Origin of the sequence: Ferruginibacter sp., assembly GCF_031430955.1 — a bacterium.
GTDB lineage: Bacteria > Bacteroidota > Bacteroidia > Chitinophagales > Chitinophagaceae > Ferruginibacter.
The window spans coordinates 1-19,539 of the sequence record NZ_JANPCM010000199.1; the positions used below are offsets into that span (position 1 = coordinate 1).

The window sequence follows — 19,539 nt, forward strand, 5'->3', positions numbered from 1 at the left end:
CCCCGTATTTTCTAAAATTTTAGAAACGAGTTTTACATTTTCATATTTGCGGCTTATCATAGCAGCTGCAAATTTTTCAAAGCCGGGCCTTTCTCTTTCTACGTCACCTTCTGTTATATAAACTTTTACTGGCTTTGTTAATTTTTTTTCAGCAAATTTTTTTTCATACTTATAAAGTACTTCTTTATCCCAGCCTGTTGCCGGGCTGGCTGCAGCATAACCGGAAAACATATCTGGCTGTGTGAATAAAGTATACAATGTTATCAATCCGCCTAATGAGCAACCCATTAATGTTCTGTTATTACTATCAACTTTATAATTGGTTTCCATAAAAGGGAACAGTTCATTTTTCATAAACAAAAGAAATTTATCCGCACCACCACTTTGTATCATTTGTTTTTCATTTGTTGGGGTATAATCCCTTGCCCTTAAACTATCAGCATTGGGCTTTTCGCCGCCCCATGTTACTCCTGCAATAATCATTTCCGGAATAAAACCATCAAAATACTGCTGCCCATAAATAGATTTTACCAAAGGAAAATCCCATTGAGAATCCATAAGGTAAACAACAGGATATTTTTTGCTGCTGCCGTTATAACCACCGGGTAATAAAATGTGCAATTCGTATTCCTGGTTTACAATTACTGAATTAATTTTTCTTACCTGCGAACCGGGGATCTCTACTTTTGGAAATTGTGCAAATACTATTACATACTGAAATAGCAGGACGAAAAAAAGAACGATTATTTTTTTCATAAATGATAAATTGATTTACTTATTTCAATTCAAGCACCACTACTGAAAATGGCGGTATGGTTACTTTTAATTTTGAACCGTCCAGTACTGCTCCAGAAAAAGAAACTGGTTTTATTTTATCTGGATTTTCGAAACTGTTATAATTCTGTAATTTATCTGATGTTAATATTCTGCCGCTTACCAATTTAAATCCGGCACCTTCAATATTTATAACCACTTCCTGCGCTTTTGCCGCATCAATATTTACCAGCGAAATATGTGTCAGGCCTTTTTTATCTTTGGATGCTGATACGGAAACTGCTTTTAGTTTTTCATTACCTACAGTATAATCATTGCTGGTTAAAGTAACCGGAAGCATCAATGCATCCTGGTGTACATTGTACATTTCCATTACATGATACGTAGGCGTTACAATCATTTTTTCCTCTTTAGTTAATATAACGGCCTGCAATACATTAATAATTTGTGCAAGGTTGGCCATCCTTACCCTGTCGCAATGATTATTGAAAATATTAAGCGTAGCGCCGGCAATCATTGCATCCCTCATGGTATTTTGCTGAAAAAGAAAAGCTCCGTTAGTGCCGGGCTCCACATCGTACCAGCCGCCCCATTCATCTACTGCCAATGCAATTTTTTTTGCTGCATCATATTTATCCATCACTGCTTTATGGCCAATGATATATTCATCCATCTTTAAAGCCCTTTGCATGGTGGTAAAATATTCCTGCTCGGTAAAAGTAGTGGATGGCCCTTTTTTACTCCAGCTAATAACGGAGTAATGATGCAATCCTAAAGCATCAATCATATTATGTGGAATTTCTTTCATCAGCACTTCTGTCCAGTGGTAATCATCATCACTTGCACCTGATGCGATACGAAATATTTTATCACTGTTGTTCCAATTGGTCATAAACGTAGCGTACTGCCGGTAAACATTGGCATAATATTCTACTTTCATATTGCCACCGCATCCCCATGCTTCATTACCCAATCCCCAATATTTTACATTCCATGGATTGGGTCTTCCATTTTTTACTCTTAGCTCAGGCATTGGGCTGCTGCCATTGGGGTGGGTAGTGTATTTAACCCAATCAGAAAGTTCCTGTGGTGTGCCACTGCCCACATTGCCACTCAGGTAAGGTGCAGCACCCAGCACTTCACACATATTCAAAAATTCGTTAGTGCCAAAACTGTTATCTTCTTTTACATTGCCCCACCAAACGTTTAGCATTGATGGCCGCTTGGGTTTGGGGCCAATGCCATCCTGCCAATGGTAAGTATCTGCAAAGCAACCACCGGGCCAGCGCAGCACCGGCACTTTTAATTTTTTTAATGCGTCGATAACGTCTAACCGTACACCATCTTTATTGGGGATTTTTTTATTGTTGTCGCCAACATATAAACCGCCGTAAATACAATGACCAAGATGCTCGGCAAAATGGCCATAGATATTTTTATTGATGGTATCTTTGCCTTTATCAACCTGCAATAAAATGGTGTTTTGTGCATACAACAGGTTAGCTGTAAAAAGTGCTGTACCTGTAAAAAATAGTTTAACTGTTTTGTTCATAAAATTATAATTGATTTGCTTAAAAGTTCTTTTAGAATACTTTATGTTCTTTATTAATTTTTCTACAAAACGCATTACGAACAGGAAGGCAAACTTAATATCCTTTGCTTCTTTATGGTAAATTGTTCAATAGACATTTTTTCTTAAAACTGATTGTAGCCCCCAAAGTTCAATAAAGCAGATACAGCCAGTCAACAAAAATTATTTTTTGTGTTTCAATTTCTCTAAAAATTATTCAAGCTGTAAATCCTGTAAACAATTAAAAACCTATACTGTTACCACCATCTACCGGCAGCACAACACCGGTAACATATTTTGCAGCATCACTGGCTAAATACAAAGCAGCATTGCCAATATCTTCCGGCTGTCCCATTATACCCATCGGTGTTCTTCCAAAAACTTTTGCTTTACGTTCGGGATCGGTGTTAAGTGCTTTATCTGTCATTGCAGAATAAATAAAACCCGGTGCAATGGCATTTACTCTTATACCTTTTGGTGAAAGTTCTACAGCCATTGCTCTTGTCATTCCGTCAATGGCTGTTTTGCTGGCACTGTAGGCAATTACTTTGGGCAAACCATATTGCGCCGCCATCGAACTGATATTTATTATGTTGCCACTTTTTTGTTTCAGCATTTGTTTTACTACTTCACGGCTGATAGCAAATACCGAACATAAATTAGTGGTAACTATACTTTGAAATTCTTCATCGGTTACTTCTGTAAATTCTTTTTTCATGTTGATGCCGGCATTGTTTACCAGTATATCAATTTGCCCAAACTCACCAATAATATTTTCAATCAATGCAGGTATGGATGGCAGATTGGTTAAATCGCAGGTTTTATAAAAACAATTTTTACCCAATTGTTTTTTTGCAGTATTTAATTTTTTCTCGTCTCTGCCTACAATAATTGTTTGAATATTATTTTGTGTAAATTTTTCTGCAATTGCATAGCCAAGACCCGAGCCTCCTCCAGTTACAATGGCTATTTTGTTGCCTCCATCCCCTAAAGCGGAGTTAATAGATTTCATATTTAATTTTTCTTTTGTTTATCAACTTTATTAATTTAAAAAAATTCAACAGTCATATTCTAACAAAAAACAAATACACTCCGTCCTAAGTTACCCTTAAGGCACAGGGGCATTAATTACCCGGTGCAAACGGAAATCTCAGACTCTTATAATAATCCAGTGTTTTATCCGGCTGCTGATAGTTTGCAGGTATTGGTAGTTTGCTGAATGTTTGAAAATACAACAATCAGGCATTACGCCACCATATAGCTTCTTCATATTGAATTTTTAAAAGCATCTTCACCTGCTCAAACCTTTCTTTATCTGTAAATTGTTTTAAACCACTCCATGTTTGTTGCATTTGTTGTACTCTTTCTGCGCCGGTATAGTATTGCCAGCATAACTCATCCCACAAACTTCTTCCACTTTTCATTGTATAATTCCATGTTACATGATGAAACCATAATAAATTTTTTTCTTCGCAGGTATTAATGTCTTCCCATAGTTTTCTTGCTTCGGGTAAATATTGTGCAATGGCATTGCTGCCTGTTACTGTTCTTTTGAAACCAATACCAATGCTATCTGCTTTGTGATAATAAACCGGGTTCCAATCGGGCCTGTTTAAATTATTTACCCATGGTGCCGGGCCATAGTGATGGCCGCTGCCCATTATATGATGCAAACCAATTGGATTAGAATATTGTACCATGATGTCTCTGCTTTGAAGCATCAGCTTAGATGCAGTTGCAAGAAAAGATGAATTGTTTGTAAAAGTCATTCGCAGCCATTCATCCGCTATTTGTTCACTCGATAATTCATAGTTCCATGCCAATCTTCCCAATGCATACCAGTTAGCTTGTGCAAAAGGATGGCCACACCAGTTGATATCGTTACCAATATTGGCAACACCTGTCATACCATTTAATGTGTGATTATCTAAACTGCCATCAATAATTTTTGCAACTGTACTTCCCTTGCTTTTATAATAAGTATCACTTTGCAAAACTTCTTTAAATAGCGGTGCTAAATAAACTAAGTTAGTTGCTTGCCCCAGGTATTCCTGTGTTACCTGAAACTCCATCATTAACGGCGTTTTGGGCATAGCGCCAAATAAAGGATGAAAAGGTTCTCTAGGCATAAAATCAATAGCACCATTTTTTACCTGCACCATTACATTATTGCTGAATTTTCCATCAAGTGGCACAAATTCATTGTATGCCTGCTTATGCCTGTCTTCAGGATTTTCGTTGCTGTAAACAAATGCCCGCCATATAATAATTCCTTTAAAAGGCGCAACAGCATTAGCCATCATATTGGCACCATCGGCATGGGTGCGGTTATAGTTTTGCGGCCCCGGCTGCCCTTCGCTGTTAGCTTTTACTACAAAGCCGCCAAAATCTGGAATAAAGGAATAAATTTCTTTTACTTTTTCGTTCCACCAGTTTTTTACAGAATCATTTAATGGATCTGCAGTACTTAATTTTCCAATCTCAATAGGGGCACTAAACCTTGCGGTGAGAAAAACTTTTATACCATAAGGACGAAACACATCTGCCAGTGCTTTTACTTTTTCTAAATAAGGTTTTGTAAGAACGGTTGCATTTGCATTTACATTGGTTAATGCTACTGCATTGATGCCAACAGATACATTGGCCCTTGCATAATCTATATAACGTTTATCTATGTATCCCGGAAGTTTGTGCCAGTCCCACAAACTAAAACCTGCATAACCTCTTTCCACAGTACGGTTAAGGTTATCCCAGTGATTAAGCATTCGTAATTTAAGTTTGGGAACAGAAATAATATTTAAGTTTTCAATTGGTTGATGGGTTTGTAATAAACGCAGAAAATGAAATACACCATATAATACACCAATATCAGTATTGGCAGCAATTACTATTCTTTTTTTACCGTTAATAAACTGTGTCCATATAACAAATCCTTCGTCACCCGCATTTATTAAACTTAACTCATTATATAAAGCTTTAATTTCTTTTGAATGTATGGGTGTGCCGCATAATAAAGTTGCATTGGCAGCAGTAGTTTTATTAGAGGTAATATTTTTCCCGAGCAACCCACTCAAACCATTGTTCAATTCATCTTTAATAATATCTGTTGTTGCAGATTGCCCATATACAAAGGGAAACTGAATAGCAGTTTTATATTTGTTTAGTAATGTAGTGCTGGAAATTTTATCATAACGAAGCCAAAGGCGGTAGCCATCATCGGCACGGGGAGCAAAGCCGGCCACTAAAAAACAACATAACAGGAATTGCTTTTTTATATACATCAGATTTTTTTTTTGCAATCGATTACAATTTAAAATAAAATCTTTACATCAGCATTTTTAAAACGGCTGTAATTTGAATTCGCTATTTTCTTTGCAACATTTATGCAATTGGTTTATAAGCGTATAAAAATTTATGGGGATAAATGAAAGCTTCAATGGCTATTTATGCATATAACAGCAATGTAAATGCTAATATCTGTGCTGGACTGTGCTGAAATAGTATGAAATTTGGACTGGGGAACTTATTTTATATAAATCTGCTCTTATATTCGTGATAATAAAAAACGATTCCCGGGTTTGTGCTTTACACCAATTAAAAAATGCTGTTTCTTAGATTTATTTTCTAAATTTTAATAAGAACGGGAAATTATTTTATTATGAAAAGATATTGTTTTGCACTTGATTTAATTGCCGATAAGGCATTAATTGCTGAATACGAAAACTGGCATAAGGCAGAAAATTGCTGGCCCGAAATAAAGAAAAGTATTTTAAGTGCCGGCATCACCCAAATGGAAATTTACAGAACCGGTAACAGACTGTTCATGATAATGGATACTGATGAAACATTTACCTTTGAACGTAAAGCAACTATGGATGCAGCCAATATAAAAGTGCAGGAATGGGAGCAACTGATGTGGAAGTTTCAATCATCCATTCCCTGGGCAAAGCCGGGAGTGAAGTGGGTATTGATGGATGAAATTTTTCAATTGTCATAAAAATAGAAAGATGTTTTCGTTACAAAATAAATCGGCAGTGGTTACAGGTGGTGGCAGTGGTATTGGCAAAGCCATTGCAACAATTTTTGCAAAGCAGGGCGCCACCGTTCATATAATTGAATTGAATGAAAGCAGTGCAGCTCAAGCTTCAAATGAAATTAAAGCAACTGGCGGCAACGCTTTTGCATACAGTTGCGATGTAAGTAACCAGCAAAGGGTAAAAGAAATTTTTACGACGATAGGCAAAATAAATATTTTAGTTAACTGTGCAGGCATTGCAAATGTGGGTAAAGCAGATACAACCACCGAGGAAGATTTTATTAAAGTGTTTAATGTAAATGTAAAAGGCACTTATAATTGTTTGCACGAAGTGCTGCCCATTTTTAAAAATAATGGTGGCGGGGTTATTTTAAATGTTGCTTCTATTGCAGCGTTGGTGGGCATACCCGACCGTTTTGCTTACAGCATGAGTAAAGGCGCAGTTTTTGCAATGACGCTGAGTGTTGCAAAAGATTATTTGCAGGAAAATATTCGCTGCAATTCAATTTCGCCTGCAAGGGTGCATACGCCATTTGTTGATGGATTTATTGCAAAAAATTATCCCGGTAAAGAGGAAGAGATGTTTGAAAAATTATCGAAGAGCCAGCCAATTGGCAGAATGGGAACAGTGGAAGAAGTGGCTGCACTGGCTTTATATTTATGCAGTGATGAAGCAGGTTTTGTTACGGGTAATGATTATCCAATTGACGGGGGATTTATAAAGTTAAATAATTAGGAGCCCCTATCCCCTGAAGGGAAAGTGGAGGAGATTAATTCGAAGATTATGTTTTAATAATTGCTTTTTTTTCCGCTCCGTAGAAGCGTAAGGTGGATAGAAAAATAGAATTCATTTTTTAATGTTCCGTAAGAATCCCGATCATGATCGGGAGTGCTTTTGCAAAACACAATTAATAAAACATAATTAAAGCTCAATAAAGGTATATAGTACAAGAGTGTCCCGAATGCTTTCGGGATAAAATGTGCCACTGAAGCTCAATAAAAAATAAAAGCTGGTAACAAAAAAATAAAACAATGAAATTAATAAGATTTGGAGCATTTGGAAAAGAGAAACCCGGTGTACATATTAACGGTGTTAATTATGATGTAAGCGGTTTTATAAAAGATTATGATGAAATGTTTTTTGCAAATGGCGGTTTGCCTCATTTAGCCTGGATGGTAAATCAGCATAAGGATATGCTGCGAAAAGTGGACGATGGTGAAAGGTTGGGAAGCCCTGTGGCAAGACCTTCTAAAATTGTTTGTATTGGATTAAATTATGCCCAACATGCAAAAGAAACCAATGCAGCTATTCCCAAAGAACCTATTTTATTTTTTAAATCTACCACTTCTTTAATTGGGCCATACGACACCGTTACTATACCAAAAAATTCTGTAAAAACAGATTGGGAAGTAGAGCTGGCTTTTGTAATAGAGAAAAAAGCAAGTTATGTGCAAGAACATGAAGCTATGGATTATGTGGCGGGATATGTATTGCATAATGATATTAGCGAAAGAGAATTTCAATTGGAACGTGGCGGTACTTGGGATAAAGGAAAAGGCTGTGATACTTTTGCACCGGTTGGCCCATGGCTGGTTACTAAAGATGAAATTACTGATCCTCATAATTTGCGGCTATGGCTGAAGGTGAATGATAAAATGATGCAGGACAGTAACACAGATGATTTAGTTTTCAATATTCCTTTTTTAGTTTCTTATATCAGCCAGTTTATGACTTTGCTGCCAGGTGATATTATCAGTACAGGTACACCTGCAGGCGTAGGTTTAGGATTTAATCCACCAGTATATTTAAAAGATGGCGATGTGATAGAACTTGGTATTGATGGATTAGGAACAAGTAAACAAACTTGTGCAGCGTATGTTAAAAGTTAAAATATAAATCAATAATTGCAGTTAAGCTATAATAAAAAACAGTAAATAACAGAAGATGAAAACGCTTATCTGCACTACACCACATGAGTTTAATTATGCTGATACAATACAACCCGTTGCTGTAGAAGGAGAAACTTTACTTAAAATAAAACGCATTGGTATTTGCGGTACCGATTTACATGCATTTGAAGGCACTCAACCTTTTTTTAATTATCCAAGAATATTGGGGCACGAGTTAGCTGCAGAAATTATAGCAACAAATGCGGAAGGTTTTTCCATTGGAGAAGCGGTAACATTTATACCTTATTTTTTTTGTGGCGAATGTATTGCATGTAGTATGCAAAAACCCAATTGTTGTGCTAATATAAAAGTTTGCGGTGTACATATTGATGGCGGCATGAGAGAATATTTGTTAGTTCCATCTTATGCATTAGTGCACGGCGAAGGATTAAGTTTTGATGAACTGGCATTAGTAGAACCGTTTGCCATTGGCGCACATGGTGTAGCCCGGGCAGGAGTTACTGCTGGAGAATTTGTTTTAGTAATTGGTGCAGGCCCAATTGGTTTAGGCACCATGGAGTTTGCGAAAATTGCAGGAGGTAAAGTAATTGCAATGGATATTAATGATAACCGCCTGAACTTTTGTAAAGAAAAATTAAAAGTAGATTTTACTATTAACCCTGCAAATGAAAATGCTTTAGAAAAATTAAGAACAATTACCAAAGGTGATATGCCAACAGTGGTTATTGATGCCACCGGAAGTTTATACGCCATTAACAATGCCTTTCAATATTTAGCCCATGGCGGAAGGTATGTGTTGATCGGATTACAAAAAGGCGATATTAGTTTTAATCATCCTGAGTTTCATAAAAGAGAAAGTACCTTAATGAGCAGCCGCAATGCTACCCGTGCAGATTTTGAACATGTAATTCAATCGATGAAAAATGGGTTGGTAAACCCTGCCACCTATATTACTCATAGGGTAAAATTTGATGATGTTAAAGAAAATTTTGAGAGCTGGCTTGATCCTTCAACGGGAGTTATAAAAGCAATGGTTGAATTGTAGTACAAATAAAAATCTTCTGCTGTTATTTTTAAAATCTTAATTTAGAGAATCAAATTATCTTGATAGTAATTCTATTTTTATTATTTTATTTTTTAAAACTTCAGTTGTAATGCATAAAATATTTTTTACAATAATTGTGCAATTCATTTTCCTGCATTGCAGTTTTGCTACTGTTTTTTTGCCTGCTATTTTTAGCAATCATTTGGTATTGCAGCAAAATACTGCCGTAAAAATTTGGGGCTGGAGTGAAACAGAAGAAAAAATAACTATTAAACCAAATTGGGATACTGTTACTTATTTCACAACAGGTTCCTCACTGGCAAAATGGGAAACTGTAATTAATACACCCAAAGCTGGTGGCATATATACTATTACAGTAAAAGGAAGTTATAATGAAATTTAATTGAAGATGTTTTAGTGGGTGAAGTATGGCTTGCCAGCGGGCAAAGTAATATGGAAATGACTGTACACTGGGGATTACTGCCGCCGCATTATTTGATGCGTTTATTGCCTGCTGGGATGTAAAATATAAATGGCAATACGTTAGGCCGGTTACAGTTATCAATGAATATATTGATAAAACATGGACAGCATTTTTACAAACTCCGCCCTTTCCCGAATATACCAGCGGCCACAGTACCATCACTGCCTCAGCCGCTACGGTATTAACCAGTTTGTATGGCGATAATTTTTCTTACCAGGATACAAGTGATTTAAGATATATCGGATTGCAACGGCATTTTAATTCTTTTTTACAAGCTGCAGATGAATGTTCGGTAAGTCGTTTGTACGGTGTTATCCATTACAGGTTAAGTGTTGATACTGGTGCTGAATGCGGAAGAAAGAGTGGAAATTTTATAATGAACAAATTAAAGCTTACAAAATTTTCTAAAGAATTTTAGAAATCAGCAAGAAGCTCTTTAATTATACTCCTTAATTTTTACATTCCTGTAATACAACTCTGCACCTTCGCTTTGTAAAATAATATGCCCTTCTTTAATGGAGGGTTCACTTCCTTCATTTACAACTACGCCATTTAAACGGTGTGTAATTTTTCCATTTTGTACTATCACTTCCACTTTATTCCATTCGCCATTGGGTTTTTCCGCATCAGTAAATTTTATTTCACGGTGCCAGCGGTCACTTTTAGTAGTTTGTCCTTTATAAACAATGGTGGTGCTGTCAGTCATCCAAAAATCGCCGCAATCGCCTTCCTGTATTTGAAACTCAAAAGAACGTGGCCATATTTTATCTCCTTTGTAATGATGGGCTAAATATAAAATGCCTGCATCCCTTTTTTCATTTTCACGTGGCGCATATTTTTTTGTTCCCCATTTAAATTCCAGTGTAAGTTTAAAATTGCTGTACTTTTTTTCAGTACACATATAACCAAACTCTTCGCCGCTTACATGAATTGCATTGCCATCAAACACAAATACTTTTTTAGGATCATTATTCTTGCCGCTTTTTTCAAGCCAGGTGTACCAGTCAATTTTTTTATCAGGTTCAATAAAGGAAACTAAATAAATAGAAAGTAAAACAACCGGTAACAGTAAAAATTTATTTTTCATCTTATTAATTATTAAAAACTGTTTAAAATATTCAGGCATCCACAGTATCATACACTACCACTTTTTTCCACAAATGTTTATAGTCTTCTACAAATTTTAAATGTACAGGATCGGTTTGGTAACTGGCCTGGTCTGCTTCATTTGCAAATTCTAAAAGCCATGATACTGCATAGCTGCTGTCAATTACCTCACGGCTGGTATTGGCAGGTTTACCAATATGAAAATGCTGAATGGTTTTTACTGCCGAAAGTTTTTTTAGCCCTTCAATTAATTTTTCTTTTTCAGCAGCGCTGGAGGTATTTTGGAGCCAAAAAAATACATGGTGATAAAAAATACTTTTCATTTTTGGTTTACGCTCTTTGTTTCTAAATGCGGATAGAACACTAAATGATAAAGCGGCAATACCTGCTTTGGTAATAAAATTTCTTCGGTTAAAGTTCATTGCTCTAATAATTTATTTTGCTGTTATTATTTATAGAATCTTCCAATCATCGGGTGCTCTACAATTATTTTTTTCATTTCTGGTACATTAATGCGGCCATGTTTTGCATATACAATTTTTCCACCCGGCTCTACTAAAATTGTATAGGGTAATGCACCCTGCCATTTTGGATCAATAGCTTCAATCATTTTGTATTTATCATCGGTATTGAAAATGTAATTTTTATTAGATGCCTGGCTTGTTTTTAAAAACTTAAGTGCTTTATCTTTTTGCGCTGGGTTATCAGCACTAATCGTTACAAATTCAAAATCTCTTCCACGGTACATTCTGTTGATAGTAATAAAATCAGGAAATTCCGTTACACAAGGGCCGCACCAGGTAGCCCACACATTTATCAAACGCAATTTATCCGAATTATTTTTCAATACATCTTTAATGCCGGCTTCATCAATTGTTTCAAGGGCTACCGGTTCTGCCGCCCATTTCTCATTGTACTCCGCCAACCAGTTTTCTTTGCTTGCCCATTTAATGGAACAGCCAAAAACTTTTGTAGTGGTATTGATTACTTCTTTATTAGCCAATAAATCATCAAGCGCTGCACGGGTATCATTAGTGTTGGGCTTTTTTAATGGATTTTCCATATCGTCAATCCTTCCCTGAAAACGAAGTTTTCTTTCTTTATCAAAAATAAAAACATGCGGCGTGGCAATAGGGCCGTAAGCTTTTGCGACAGCCTGTGTTTTTCCGTCGAACAAATAAGGAAAATTATATTTTTTTTGTTTGTACCTCAGTTTCATTTCAGCATAAGTATCTCCCATATCACTATAACCTAATTCATCCAGCCGAACGGCCTTGGGATCGTTAGGCGAAATGGCAATTACTTGTACTCCTTTATTTTTATAATCATTGGTAAGCGCAATAATGCGGTCTTCATAAGCCTGAGCAGTAGGGCAGTGGTTGCAGGTAAATACCATAACCAAAACTTTTGCTTTTGAAAAATTAGCTAACGAATATATTTTTCCATCCGTACCGGGCAATTTAAAGTCGGGGGCTTTGGTGCCAATGGTAAGTGTTACCGGGTTATCTGCTACCGGGGTTGCGGAAAAAGAAAATATACAAAGTGCTGTTGCTGCAATAAATAAACTTTGATATTTCATAAACTTTTTTTAAAATTATATAAACAATCGTTGAAAATTAAAGCTAACACTATTCTTAAATAATGAATAAAAAACATTGTAATACATTTTTTACCTTTATTGATATTAAAATAACCGGCTTAACCCGTAATGAAAAATTGGGGGTATCTTATAGCTTTAAAAAATCTAACGAATGCAAACCAGAAAACAATTCATTACCAGCGCTTCAATGCTGGGTGCAGTTACGCTGCTATTTCCTTCTTTATTAAGCGATACATCAAAAAAAGTAAAAAATATCGGTGTACAATTATATACTTTCCGTACGGAAATGGCGGCTGATGCCCGTGGTACATTAAAGAAAATTGCTGACCTTGGCTACAAACAAATAGAATCTGCAAGAAGTAATAAAGGACATTACTATGGCTTAACGCCAAAAGAAATGAAACAGGCTTGCAAAGATTTAGGAATGACACTCAGCAGCGGCCATGTACATATAGATGACAAATGGAAACAAACAATGGATGAAGCTGCTGAAAGCGGGCAAAAATATATTATATGCAGCACCATACCCACCAACGGCCAAACGGTTAACAACTATAAAAAAGTCGCTGAGTCATTTAACAAAGCCGGGGAAGCATGTAAAAAATTGGGGATAAAGTTTGGCTATCATAATCATGAGTATGAATTTGAAAATGATGGGACCCAAGTATTATATGATGTATTGCTTAATAATACACAGGCAGATTTAGTACACATGGAACTGGATTTGGGCTGGGTGATTGTTGCCGGAAAAAATCCATTGGATTATTTTAATAAATTCCCGGGCCGTTTTCCACTCTGGCATTTAAAGGATATGGACCTTGCAAAAAAACACAGTGTTGAATTTGGTAAAGGGCAATTAAATATTTTGGCAATGTTGAAAAATAAACAGCAATCCGGGTTGGATATTATGTTTGTAGAGCAGGAAGAATATGCCAGTACGCCCTTTGAAAGTATGAAGGAAAATATGGAGTATATGAAAAAATTGAGGATGTAAAGAAAAAATGTACCCCTGAGTAACCCTTTAGCGGTGCAACTTAAACTTGTTATATGAAAAGAAGAACTGCGATTAGAAATATCGCCATCATTACTGCCGGAGCAGTTTTTTTACCTGCCTGTAATAACACTGACACTGTTGCAATACCATTAAAAAAAATTGTGGTAAGTGCAAAAGAACAGGACATGCTTGCGCAACTTGCCGAAGCTATTCTCCCTAAAACAAAAAATTTTATTGGCGCAAAAGATTTAAAGAGCCATGAATTTTTATTGACGATGATTGATGATTGCACATCACCGGAAGACCAAAAGAAATTTACAGACGGATTAAAAGTATTTGATAAACTCTGCCACGATAAATTCGGACAGATTTTTACAGGCTTTACTGCAGAACAAAAAAAATCATTGTTATCAGATATTGAAAAGAAAAATAACGTACCGGAAGATGCGGCTAATTTTTATAAAACAGTAAAAAGATATACGCTGCAAAGTTTTACTTCATCCAAACAATACATGGTTGATGTTAGAAAATATAATATGGTACCGGGTTCGAACTTTAAGGGTTGCGTAAAAATACAGGCTGTTTAAAAAAGCTTAATACAGAACAAAAAGAAGCCGGTAAAAATCAGGATGACACTAATGCATTTAAATTGAATTAATAAAGCTTGCAGCATAAAAATAATAAACATAATCTACTCCTTTACCCCTTTAGGGGATGGGGGCAAAACATACAACTAAAATATGCCAGATAAAAATACATTTGATGCAATTGTAATAGGCAGCGGCATGAGCGGCGGCTGGAGTGCAAAAGAACTTTGCGAAAAAGGGTTAAAGACTTTGCTGCTGGAACGTGGCCGTGATGTAAAACATATCAAAGACTATCCTACAACAAATATGCTGCCCTGGGAATTTCCGCATCGGGGACAGGTGCCTTACGAAATTGCAAAAGACAATCCTGTAATAACACGTTGCTATGCTTTTAAAGAAGATGCCATGCATTTTTTTACAAAAGATACTGAGCATCCTTATGTGCAGGAAAAACCTTTCGACTGGATTCGTGGTTACCAGGTGGGTGGAAAAAGTATTATGTGGGCAAGGCAAACGCAGCGCTGGAGCGATTTTGATTTTGAAGGCCCGGCCCGTGATGGTTTTGCAACAGACTGGCCTGTTCGTTATAAAGATATTGCACCGTGGTACAGTTATGTAGAAAAATTTGCCGGCATTGCAGGCAATAAAGATGGTGTAGATACATTGCCCGACGGAGAATTTCTACCACCATGGGAATTAACCTGTGTGGAGAATCATTTTAAAGAAACGATGAGTAAAAGTTATAAGGACCGTCATGTAATTTTTGCCCGTTGTGCACACATTACAAAACCAGAACCCATACATATTGAACAGGGCCGTGCCCAATGCCAGGCAAGAAATTTATGCCAGCGGGGTTGCCCTTTTGGCGGATACTTTAATGCCAACTCCACCACTATTCCATGGGCGGAAAAGACTGGTAACCTAACATTGCGTCCGCATTCGGTGGTACATTCTATAATATATGATGATGCAAAAGGTAAAGCAACCGGTGTAAGAGTGATTGATGCAAAAACCCATGAGGCAACTGAATATTTTGCCAATGTAATTTTTATTAATGCATGTGCCATCAATACCAATTTAATTTTATTAAACTCCACCTCCAAACGTTTCCCCAATGGTTTGGGAAATGATAGTGGCCTGCTCGGAAAATATTTTGCATTTCATAATTACCGTGCAAGAATTACTGCAAAGTATGATGGCATGCTTGATTTTAAAACAGAAGGTGGCAGGGCAAGCGGCGCTTATGTACCAAGGTTTAGAAATGTTTACAAACAGGAAACTGATTTTTTAAGGGGTTATGCTGCTACATTTAACGCAAATCGGTGGGGTGGTGGCGGTGGTGGATCAGAAGGTTTGTTTGGAGAAGAATTGAAAAATAAATTAATGGAAACTGACGGGCCAATGGGGCCGTGGAATATTGGCAGCCAGTGCATGGGTGAAACAATTCCTAAAGAAACAAACTATGTAGCTCTTGATACGGAAAAGAAAGATGAATGGGGAATGCCATTGATAAAATTTAATGTAAGCTTTGATGATAACGATGAAAAGATGTTGTTAGACTTTAAAGAGCAAATGACAGAAATGTATGAGAAGGCCGGCTTTACTGATATAAAAGCAACGGATAGTAAACAGGCGCCCGGTTTGGATATACATGAAATGGGGGGTGTAAGAATGGGAAAAGATAAAAAAACTTCTTTGCTCAATGGGTGGAATCAATTGCATGATTGCCCCAATGTAATTGTAAGTGATGGGGCATGTATGACATCAACGGCCACACAAAATCCTTCGCTCACTTATATGGCGCTTGCAGCAAGGGCCGCAAATCATGCAGTGGAAGAATTGAAGAAAGGTGCATTGAAATAGAAAATTACGGTCATGCAATGCAGCTATAAATCTTAAATTCTATTGATTTAAATATTTAAAACCAAAACTTGCAATGAAAAAAATATTAATCATCAACCTGCTATTATTGGGTACAGCAATTATTATGGCACAAAACCCCGTGGGCATTTTCAGCAGCCATGCTGATATTGGCAAACCAAAACTTAGTGGTAATGCATCATACAATACCGATGACCAGAGTTACAACCTTAAAGGAGCTGGTTACAATATTTGGTTTGGCCGTGATGAGTTTCATTATGCCTGTAATAAAATAAAAGGAGATTTTATTTTGACAGGCAATTTTAAAATTTTAGGAAAAGGCGTTGACCCACATCGTAAAATTGGCTGGATGGTGAGAGCCAATGAAGGGGATGACGCAGCACATATGACGGCAACTGTTCATGGTGACGGTATGATAGCAATGCAGTGGCGCAGAATGCGTGGGGCCCACATGAGGGATCCGCAGGATGAGATTTTTACAAAAAAATCGGCAACAGAAATTATCCAATTGGAAAGACTGGGTAAAGTATTTATTATGAGAGTTGCCAATGCGGGAGAACCGTTACAGGAGATTGGAAGAACAGATGGTATTGAAATGCCTGATGAAGTGCGGGCAGGAATTTTTATGTGCAGCCACAATCCTGATGTAGTGGAAGAAGGGCAGGCATGGAATGTACGCATTGAACAAGCGGTGCCGGATACCCATAATGGATACAGAGATGGGATACTCGGCAGTAAAATGGAAATTATGAATGTGTTTGACGGCAAACGAAAAGTAGTGTATGAAGACAATGGAAGATTTGAAGCACCCAACTGGATGCCCGATGGAAAAAATTTATTGTTTAATCAGGGCGGTAGTATTTATACCATTCTATTAACCGGCGGCACACCTTCAATGCTTAATACAGGAGCAGCAAAAAGAAATAATAACGATCATGTAATTTCTTTTGATGGAAAATGGCTGGCTATTTCTTCTCACCGGGATGGGATGACTGGTGGTGGCAGTACCATTTATTATTTACCACTTAGCGGAGGCGAACCAATAATGGTTACCGACAGTACACCATCTTATTTACATGGCTGGAGTAAAGATGGAAAAGAAGTTATTTATACCGCACAAAGGATAAGCAAAAGTCCCATCTATAATATTTATAAAAAACCAATTAGCGGTGGCCCAGAAGTGCAGTTAACTCATCTTACAAAAGGATTAGCTGATGGCCCTGAATGTTCGCCTGATGGTAAATACATTTATTACAACTGTACTGCAAGCGGCACTATGCAATTGTGGCGCATGAAAATGGATGGCAGCGAACAAACACAATTAACTTTCGATGAATACAATAACTGGTTTGCGCATGTTAGCCCCGATAATAAATGGATTGCATTTTTATCTTTCCCCAATACTATTGACCCGACAGACCATCCTTTTTATAAAAGAGTAATGTTGCGGCTAATGCCGGTTAATGGTGGAGCGCCAAAAGTAATTGGTTATTTGTATGGCGGGCAAGGAACTATAAATACACCAAGCTGGAGCCCCGATAGTAAAAGCATAGCGTTTGTAAGTAACAGCGGGCCAATAAATAATTAATATAAATGAAAAAAAATATTCCCTTTATATTTTTATTACTGCCTGTTTTTTTAAATGCACAACAGAACGGTAAGGTAATTTATTTATGGAAAAATGGTGCCCCCGGTTTTGAAAATAAAAAAGATGAAAAAGAAATTGCGAAAGACTGGTGGGTAAAAAATATTCATAACCCTTCATTAACCGTTTATCTTCCGCCAAAAGAAAAAGCAACCGGTGCTGCAGTTATTATTATGCCCGGTGGCGGCCACAGGGAAAATGTTTTTAATCCCGAAGGAAAAGAAGCTGCTGAATATTTTAACAGCATTGGTGTTACAGCATTTATATTAAAAATAATTTTATGAAATTTAAAATTTTTACTGCAACAGTATTTTTATTTTATGTTATTACGGTAAAAGCCCAGCCGGTAAAACAGCATGGGCAGTTAAAAGTAGTGGGCACAACATTAACTGATGTAAATGATAAACCGGTTGCATTGCAAGGCATGAGTTTTGGCTGGCATAATTTGTGGCCAAGGTTTTATAATGCAGGTGCAGTTAATGAATTGGTGACGGAGTGGCATTGTACAGTTGTAAGAGCTTCAATGGGTATTGAACTAAATGATAAAGGATATTTAAAAGATCCGGAAGGTTCGGTAAAACTCATGAAAAATGTAATTGATGCCTGTATTAAAGAAGGCGTTTATGTTATCATAGATTGGCATGATCATAATATTCATCTTAAAGAAGCAAAGGATTTTTTTAAACAAATGGCAACAGACTATGGAAAATATCCTAACGTTATTTATGAATTGTTTAATGAACCCGATTATGAAACTTGGCCCGAAGTAAAAGCTTATTCAGAAGAATTAATAAAAACAATACGAAGTATTGATGCCGCTAATATTATTTTAGTGGGCAGCCCAAAATGGGATCAGGATGTGCAGTTACCTGCTGCCGACCCAATAAAAGGATATAATAATCTTATGTACACCATGCATTTTTATGCAGGCACACACAAGCAGTGGCTAAGAGACAGAACAGACGAAGCTATTAATAAAGGCTTGCCCATTTTTGTATCGGAGTGTGCAGGTATGGAAGCCACTGGCGATGGCCCGATAGATCACGCTGAGTGGAATAAATTTTTAACCTGGATGAATGCAAAGCAATTGAGTTGGGTAGCATGGTCAGTATCTGATAAACTAGAAACCTGTTCTATACTTAATCCATCTGCAGCATCAAATGGAAAATGGAAAAATGATGATATAAAAGAATGGGGAAAATTAATAAAAGAATCTTTAAAGATTAAATAAATTGTTATTTGAAAAGCACTGGTTTTTACTGGCTTAAAAGTATCCTGTAAAACAATACGATTTATAACAGGTTCTTTATATGTTCTTTAACATAAACCAAAATAGTTAGGCGTAAATTTGTGTTTGATTAAGGTTTACTTTAAAATCAATATCAAATTTAATTATGACTAAGCACAACCTTAAAAATTCTATATTTTCTTTTCCTCCATATTTATTTTTATTCTCCATATACCTTTTGTGTTTGCAAAAACAAAACCTGTAAGTATAATACAGCCTGAGGAAAAAAAACTGGAGTTTTTTGTTAACAGCGAATCTCCCTTAGTAGCGGTAAGTACCAGCCATGCAAATGTATATGACAGCCTGCGGCTTAATTTAATGGGCTTATCCCAACAGGCTTTTCAATATGCCATGCAGGGTTTAGATCATTTATTAAAGGCAGGGAAAATAAGTAACGATAAAATAATTTCTATTGTTGATTTCAGTCAATCGTCCAACAAAAAGAGATTATTTGTTATAGACTTAAATAATTATAAAGTAGTATTTAACACTTATGTTGCTCATGGTGTAAACTCGGGCAAAGAATTTGCACAGCAGTTTTCTAACCGGGCAGAAAGTTTTAAAAGCAGCCTAGGGTTTTACGAAACCCTGCAAACCTATAATGGCAAAAATGGATA

20 protein-coding genes are annotated in these 19,539 nt (G+C 36.6%); 13 read left to right on the forward strand and 7 right to left on the reverse strand.

What is annotated here, in order from left to right; genetic code table 11:
* From ACY65O_RS05605 to ACY65O_RS05620, 4 genes are all read right to left on the reverse strand, one after another.
* Positions 1-756 (reverse strand): alpha/beta hydrolase (locus tag ACY65O_RS05605; protein WP_462219866.1); only part of this gene is annotated, 756 nt, incomplete at its 3' end.
* Between the two features lie 19 nt (positions 757-775).
* Entirely contained in the window at positions 776-2,326 is a 1,551-nt protein-coding gene (locus ACY65O_RS05610) for an alpha-N-arabinofuranosidase (RefSeq protein ID WP_462219867.1), read from the reverse strand.
* Between the two features lie 259 nt (positions 2,327-2,585).
* Complete coding sequence (locus tag ACY65O_RS05615) at positions 2,586-3,356, reverse strand: SDR family NAD(P)-dependent oxidoreductase (protein WP_462219868.1); 771 nt, start codon at positions 3,354-3,356, stop codon at positions 2,586-2,588.
* 226 nt (positions 3,357-3,582) lie between these two features.
* Positions 3,583-5,625, reverse strand: coding sequence for an alpha-glucuronidase family glycosyl hydrolase (locus tag ACY65O_RS05620; RefSeq protein ID WP_462219869.1), 2,043 nt, complete (start codon positions 5,623-5,625; stop codon positions 3,583-3,585).
* 377 nt (positions 5,626-6,002) lie between these two features.
* Here ACY65O_RS05620 and ACY65O_RS05625 point away from each other — a divergent pair, with 377 nt between their 5' ends.
* The 6 genes from ACY65O_RS05625 to ACY65O_RS05650 all read left to right on the forward strand — a co-directional run bounded on the left by ACY65O_RS05625 (position 6,003) and on the right by ACY65O_RS05650 (position 10,238).
* Positions 6,003-6,341 carry an L-rhamnose mutarotase gene (locus ACY65O_RS05625; protein ID WP_462219870.1) on the forward strand — a complete coding sequence of 113 codons (339 nt, stop codon included), beginning with the start codon at positions 6,003-6,005 and terminating at the stop codon, positions 6,339-6,341.
* A 10-nt stretch (positions 6,342-6,351) separates the two neighbouring features.
* A complete protein-coding gene (locus ACY65O_RS05630; protein WP_462219871.1) occupies positions 6,352-7,116 on the forward strand; it encodes an SDR family NAD(P)-dependent oxidoreductase in 765 nt (254 codons plus the stop codon).
* Positions 7,117-7,412: 296 nt separating this feature from the next.
* Positions 7,413-8,270 carry a fumarylacetoacetate hydrolase family protein gene (locus ACY65O_RS05635; protein WP_462219872.1) on the forward strand — a complete coding sequence of 286 codons (858 nt, stop codon included), beginning with the start codon at positions 7,413-7,415 and terminating at the stop codon, positions 8,268-8,270.
* A gap of 55 nt (positions 8,271-8,325) precedes the next feature.
* Positions 8,326-9,336, forward strand: a complete 1,011-nt coding sequence (locus ACY65O_RS05640; protein WP_462219873.1) for a zinc-binding alcohol dehydrogenase family protein — start codon at positions 8,326-8,328, stop codon at positions 9,334-9,336.
* 109 nt (positions 9,337-9,445) lie between these two features.
* On the forward strand, positions 9,446-9,739 hold the full coding sequence (locus ACY65O_RS05645; protein ID WP_462219874.1) for a hypothetical protein: 294 nt from the start codon (positions 9,446-9,448) through the stop codon (positions 9,737-9,739).
* A 103-nt stretch (positions 9,740-9,842) separates the two neighbouring features.
* Positions 9,843-10,238 (forward strand): vanadium-dependent haloperoxidase, encoded by a 396-nt coding sequence (locus tag ACY65O_RS05650; RefSeq protein WP_462219885.1) that lies wholly within the window; start codon positions 9,843-9,845, stop codon positions 10,236-10,238.
* Positions 10,239-10,256: 18 nt separating this feature from the next.
* Here the strand turns inward: ACY65O_RS05650 and ACY65O_RS05655 are convergent, their stop codons facing one another.
* The 3 genes from ACY65O_RS05655 to ACY65O_RS05665 are packed head-to-tail and all read right to left on the reverse strand — an operon-like array spanning position 10,257 to position 12,506.
* Positions 10,257-10,907, reverse strand: coding sequence for a 3-keto-disaccharide hydrolase (locus ACY65O_RS05655; protein WP_462219875.1), 651 nt, complete (start codon positions 10,905-10,907; stop codon positions 10,257-10,259).
* A 31-nt stretch (positions 10,908-10,938) separates the two neighbouring features.
* On the reverse strand, positions 10,939-11,349 hold the full coding sequence (locus ACY65O_RS05660) for a Dabb family protein (protein ID WP_462219876.1): 411 nt from the start codon (positions 11,347-11,349) through the stop codon (positions 10,939-10,941).
* 26 nt (positions 11,350-11,375) lie between these two features.
* Positions 11,376-12,506 carry a redoxin family protein gene (locus tag ACY65O_RS05665; RefSeq protein WP_462219877.1) on the reverse strand — a complete coding sequence of 377 codons (1,131 nt, stop codon included), beginning with the start codon at positions 12,504-12,506 and terminating at the stop codon, positions 11,376-11,378.
* A gap of 172 nt (positions 12,507-12,678) precedes the next feature.
* Between ACY65O_RS05665 and ACY65O_RS05670 the strand changes: the two genes are divergently transcribed.
* From ACY65O_RS05670 to ACY65O_RS05700, 7 genes are all read left to right on the forward strand, one after another.
* Complete coding sequence (locus ACY65O_RS05670; RefSeq protein WP_462219878.1) at positions 12,679-13,521, forward strand: sugar phosphate isomerase/epimerase family protein; 843 nt, start codon at positions 12,679-12,681, stop codon at positions 13,519-13,521.
* A 53-nt stretch (positions 13,522-13,574) separates the two neighbouring features.
* Positions 13,575-14,108 carry a gluconate 2-dehydrogenase subunit 3 family protein gene (locus ACY65O_RS05675; protein WP_462219879.1) on the forward strand — a complete coding sequence of 178 codons (534 nt, stop codon included), beginning with the start codon at positions 13,575-13,577 and terminating at the stop codon, positions 14,106-14,108.
* Positions 14,109-14,261: 153 nt separating this feature from the next.
* Positions 14,262-15,971, forward strand: coding sequence for a GMC oxidoreductase (locus ACY65O_RS05680; protein ID WP_462219880.1), 1,710 nt, complete (start codon positions 14,262-14,264; stop codon positions 15,969-15,971).
* 73 nt (positions 15,972-16,044) lie between these two features.
* Positions 16,045-17,577, forward strand: a complete 1,533-nt coding sequence (locus tag ACY65O_RS05685) for a TolB family protein (RefSeq protein WP_462219881.1) — start codon at positions 16,045-16,047, stop codon at positions 17,575-17,577.
* 5 nt (positions 17,578-17,582) lie between these two features.
* Complete coding sequence (locus tag ACY65O_RS05690) at positions 17,583-17,918, forward strand: hypothetical protein (RefSeq protein WP_462219882.1); 336 nt, start codon at positions 17,583-17,585, stop codon at positions 17,916-17,918.
* A complete protein-coding gene (locus ACY65O_RS05695) occupies positions 17,915-18,865 on the forward strand; it encodes a glycoside hydrolase family 5 protein (protein ID WP_462219883.1) in 951 nt (316 codons plus the stop codon). Before ACY65O_RS05690 ends, ACY65O_RS05695 begins: the two co-directional genes overlap by 4 nt.
* Positions 18,866-19,102: 237 nt before the next feature.
* A partial coding sequence (locus tag ACY65O_RS05700; RefSeq protein WP_462219884.1) for a murein L,D-transpeptidase catalytic domain-containing protein occupies positions 19,103-19,539 on the forward strand: 437 nt, incomplete at its 3' end.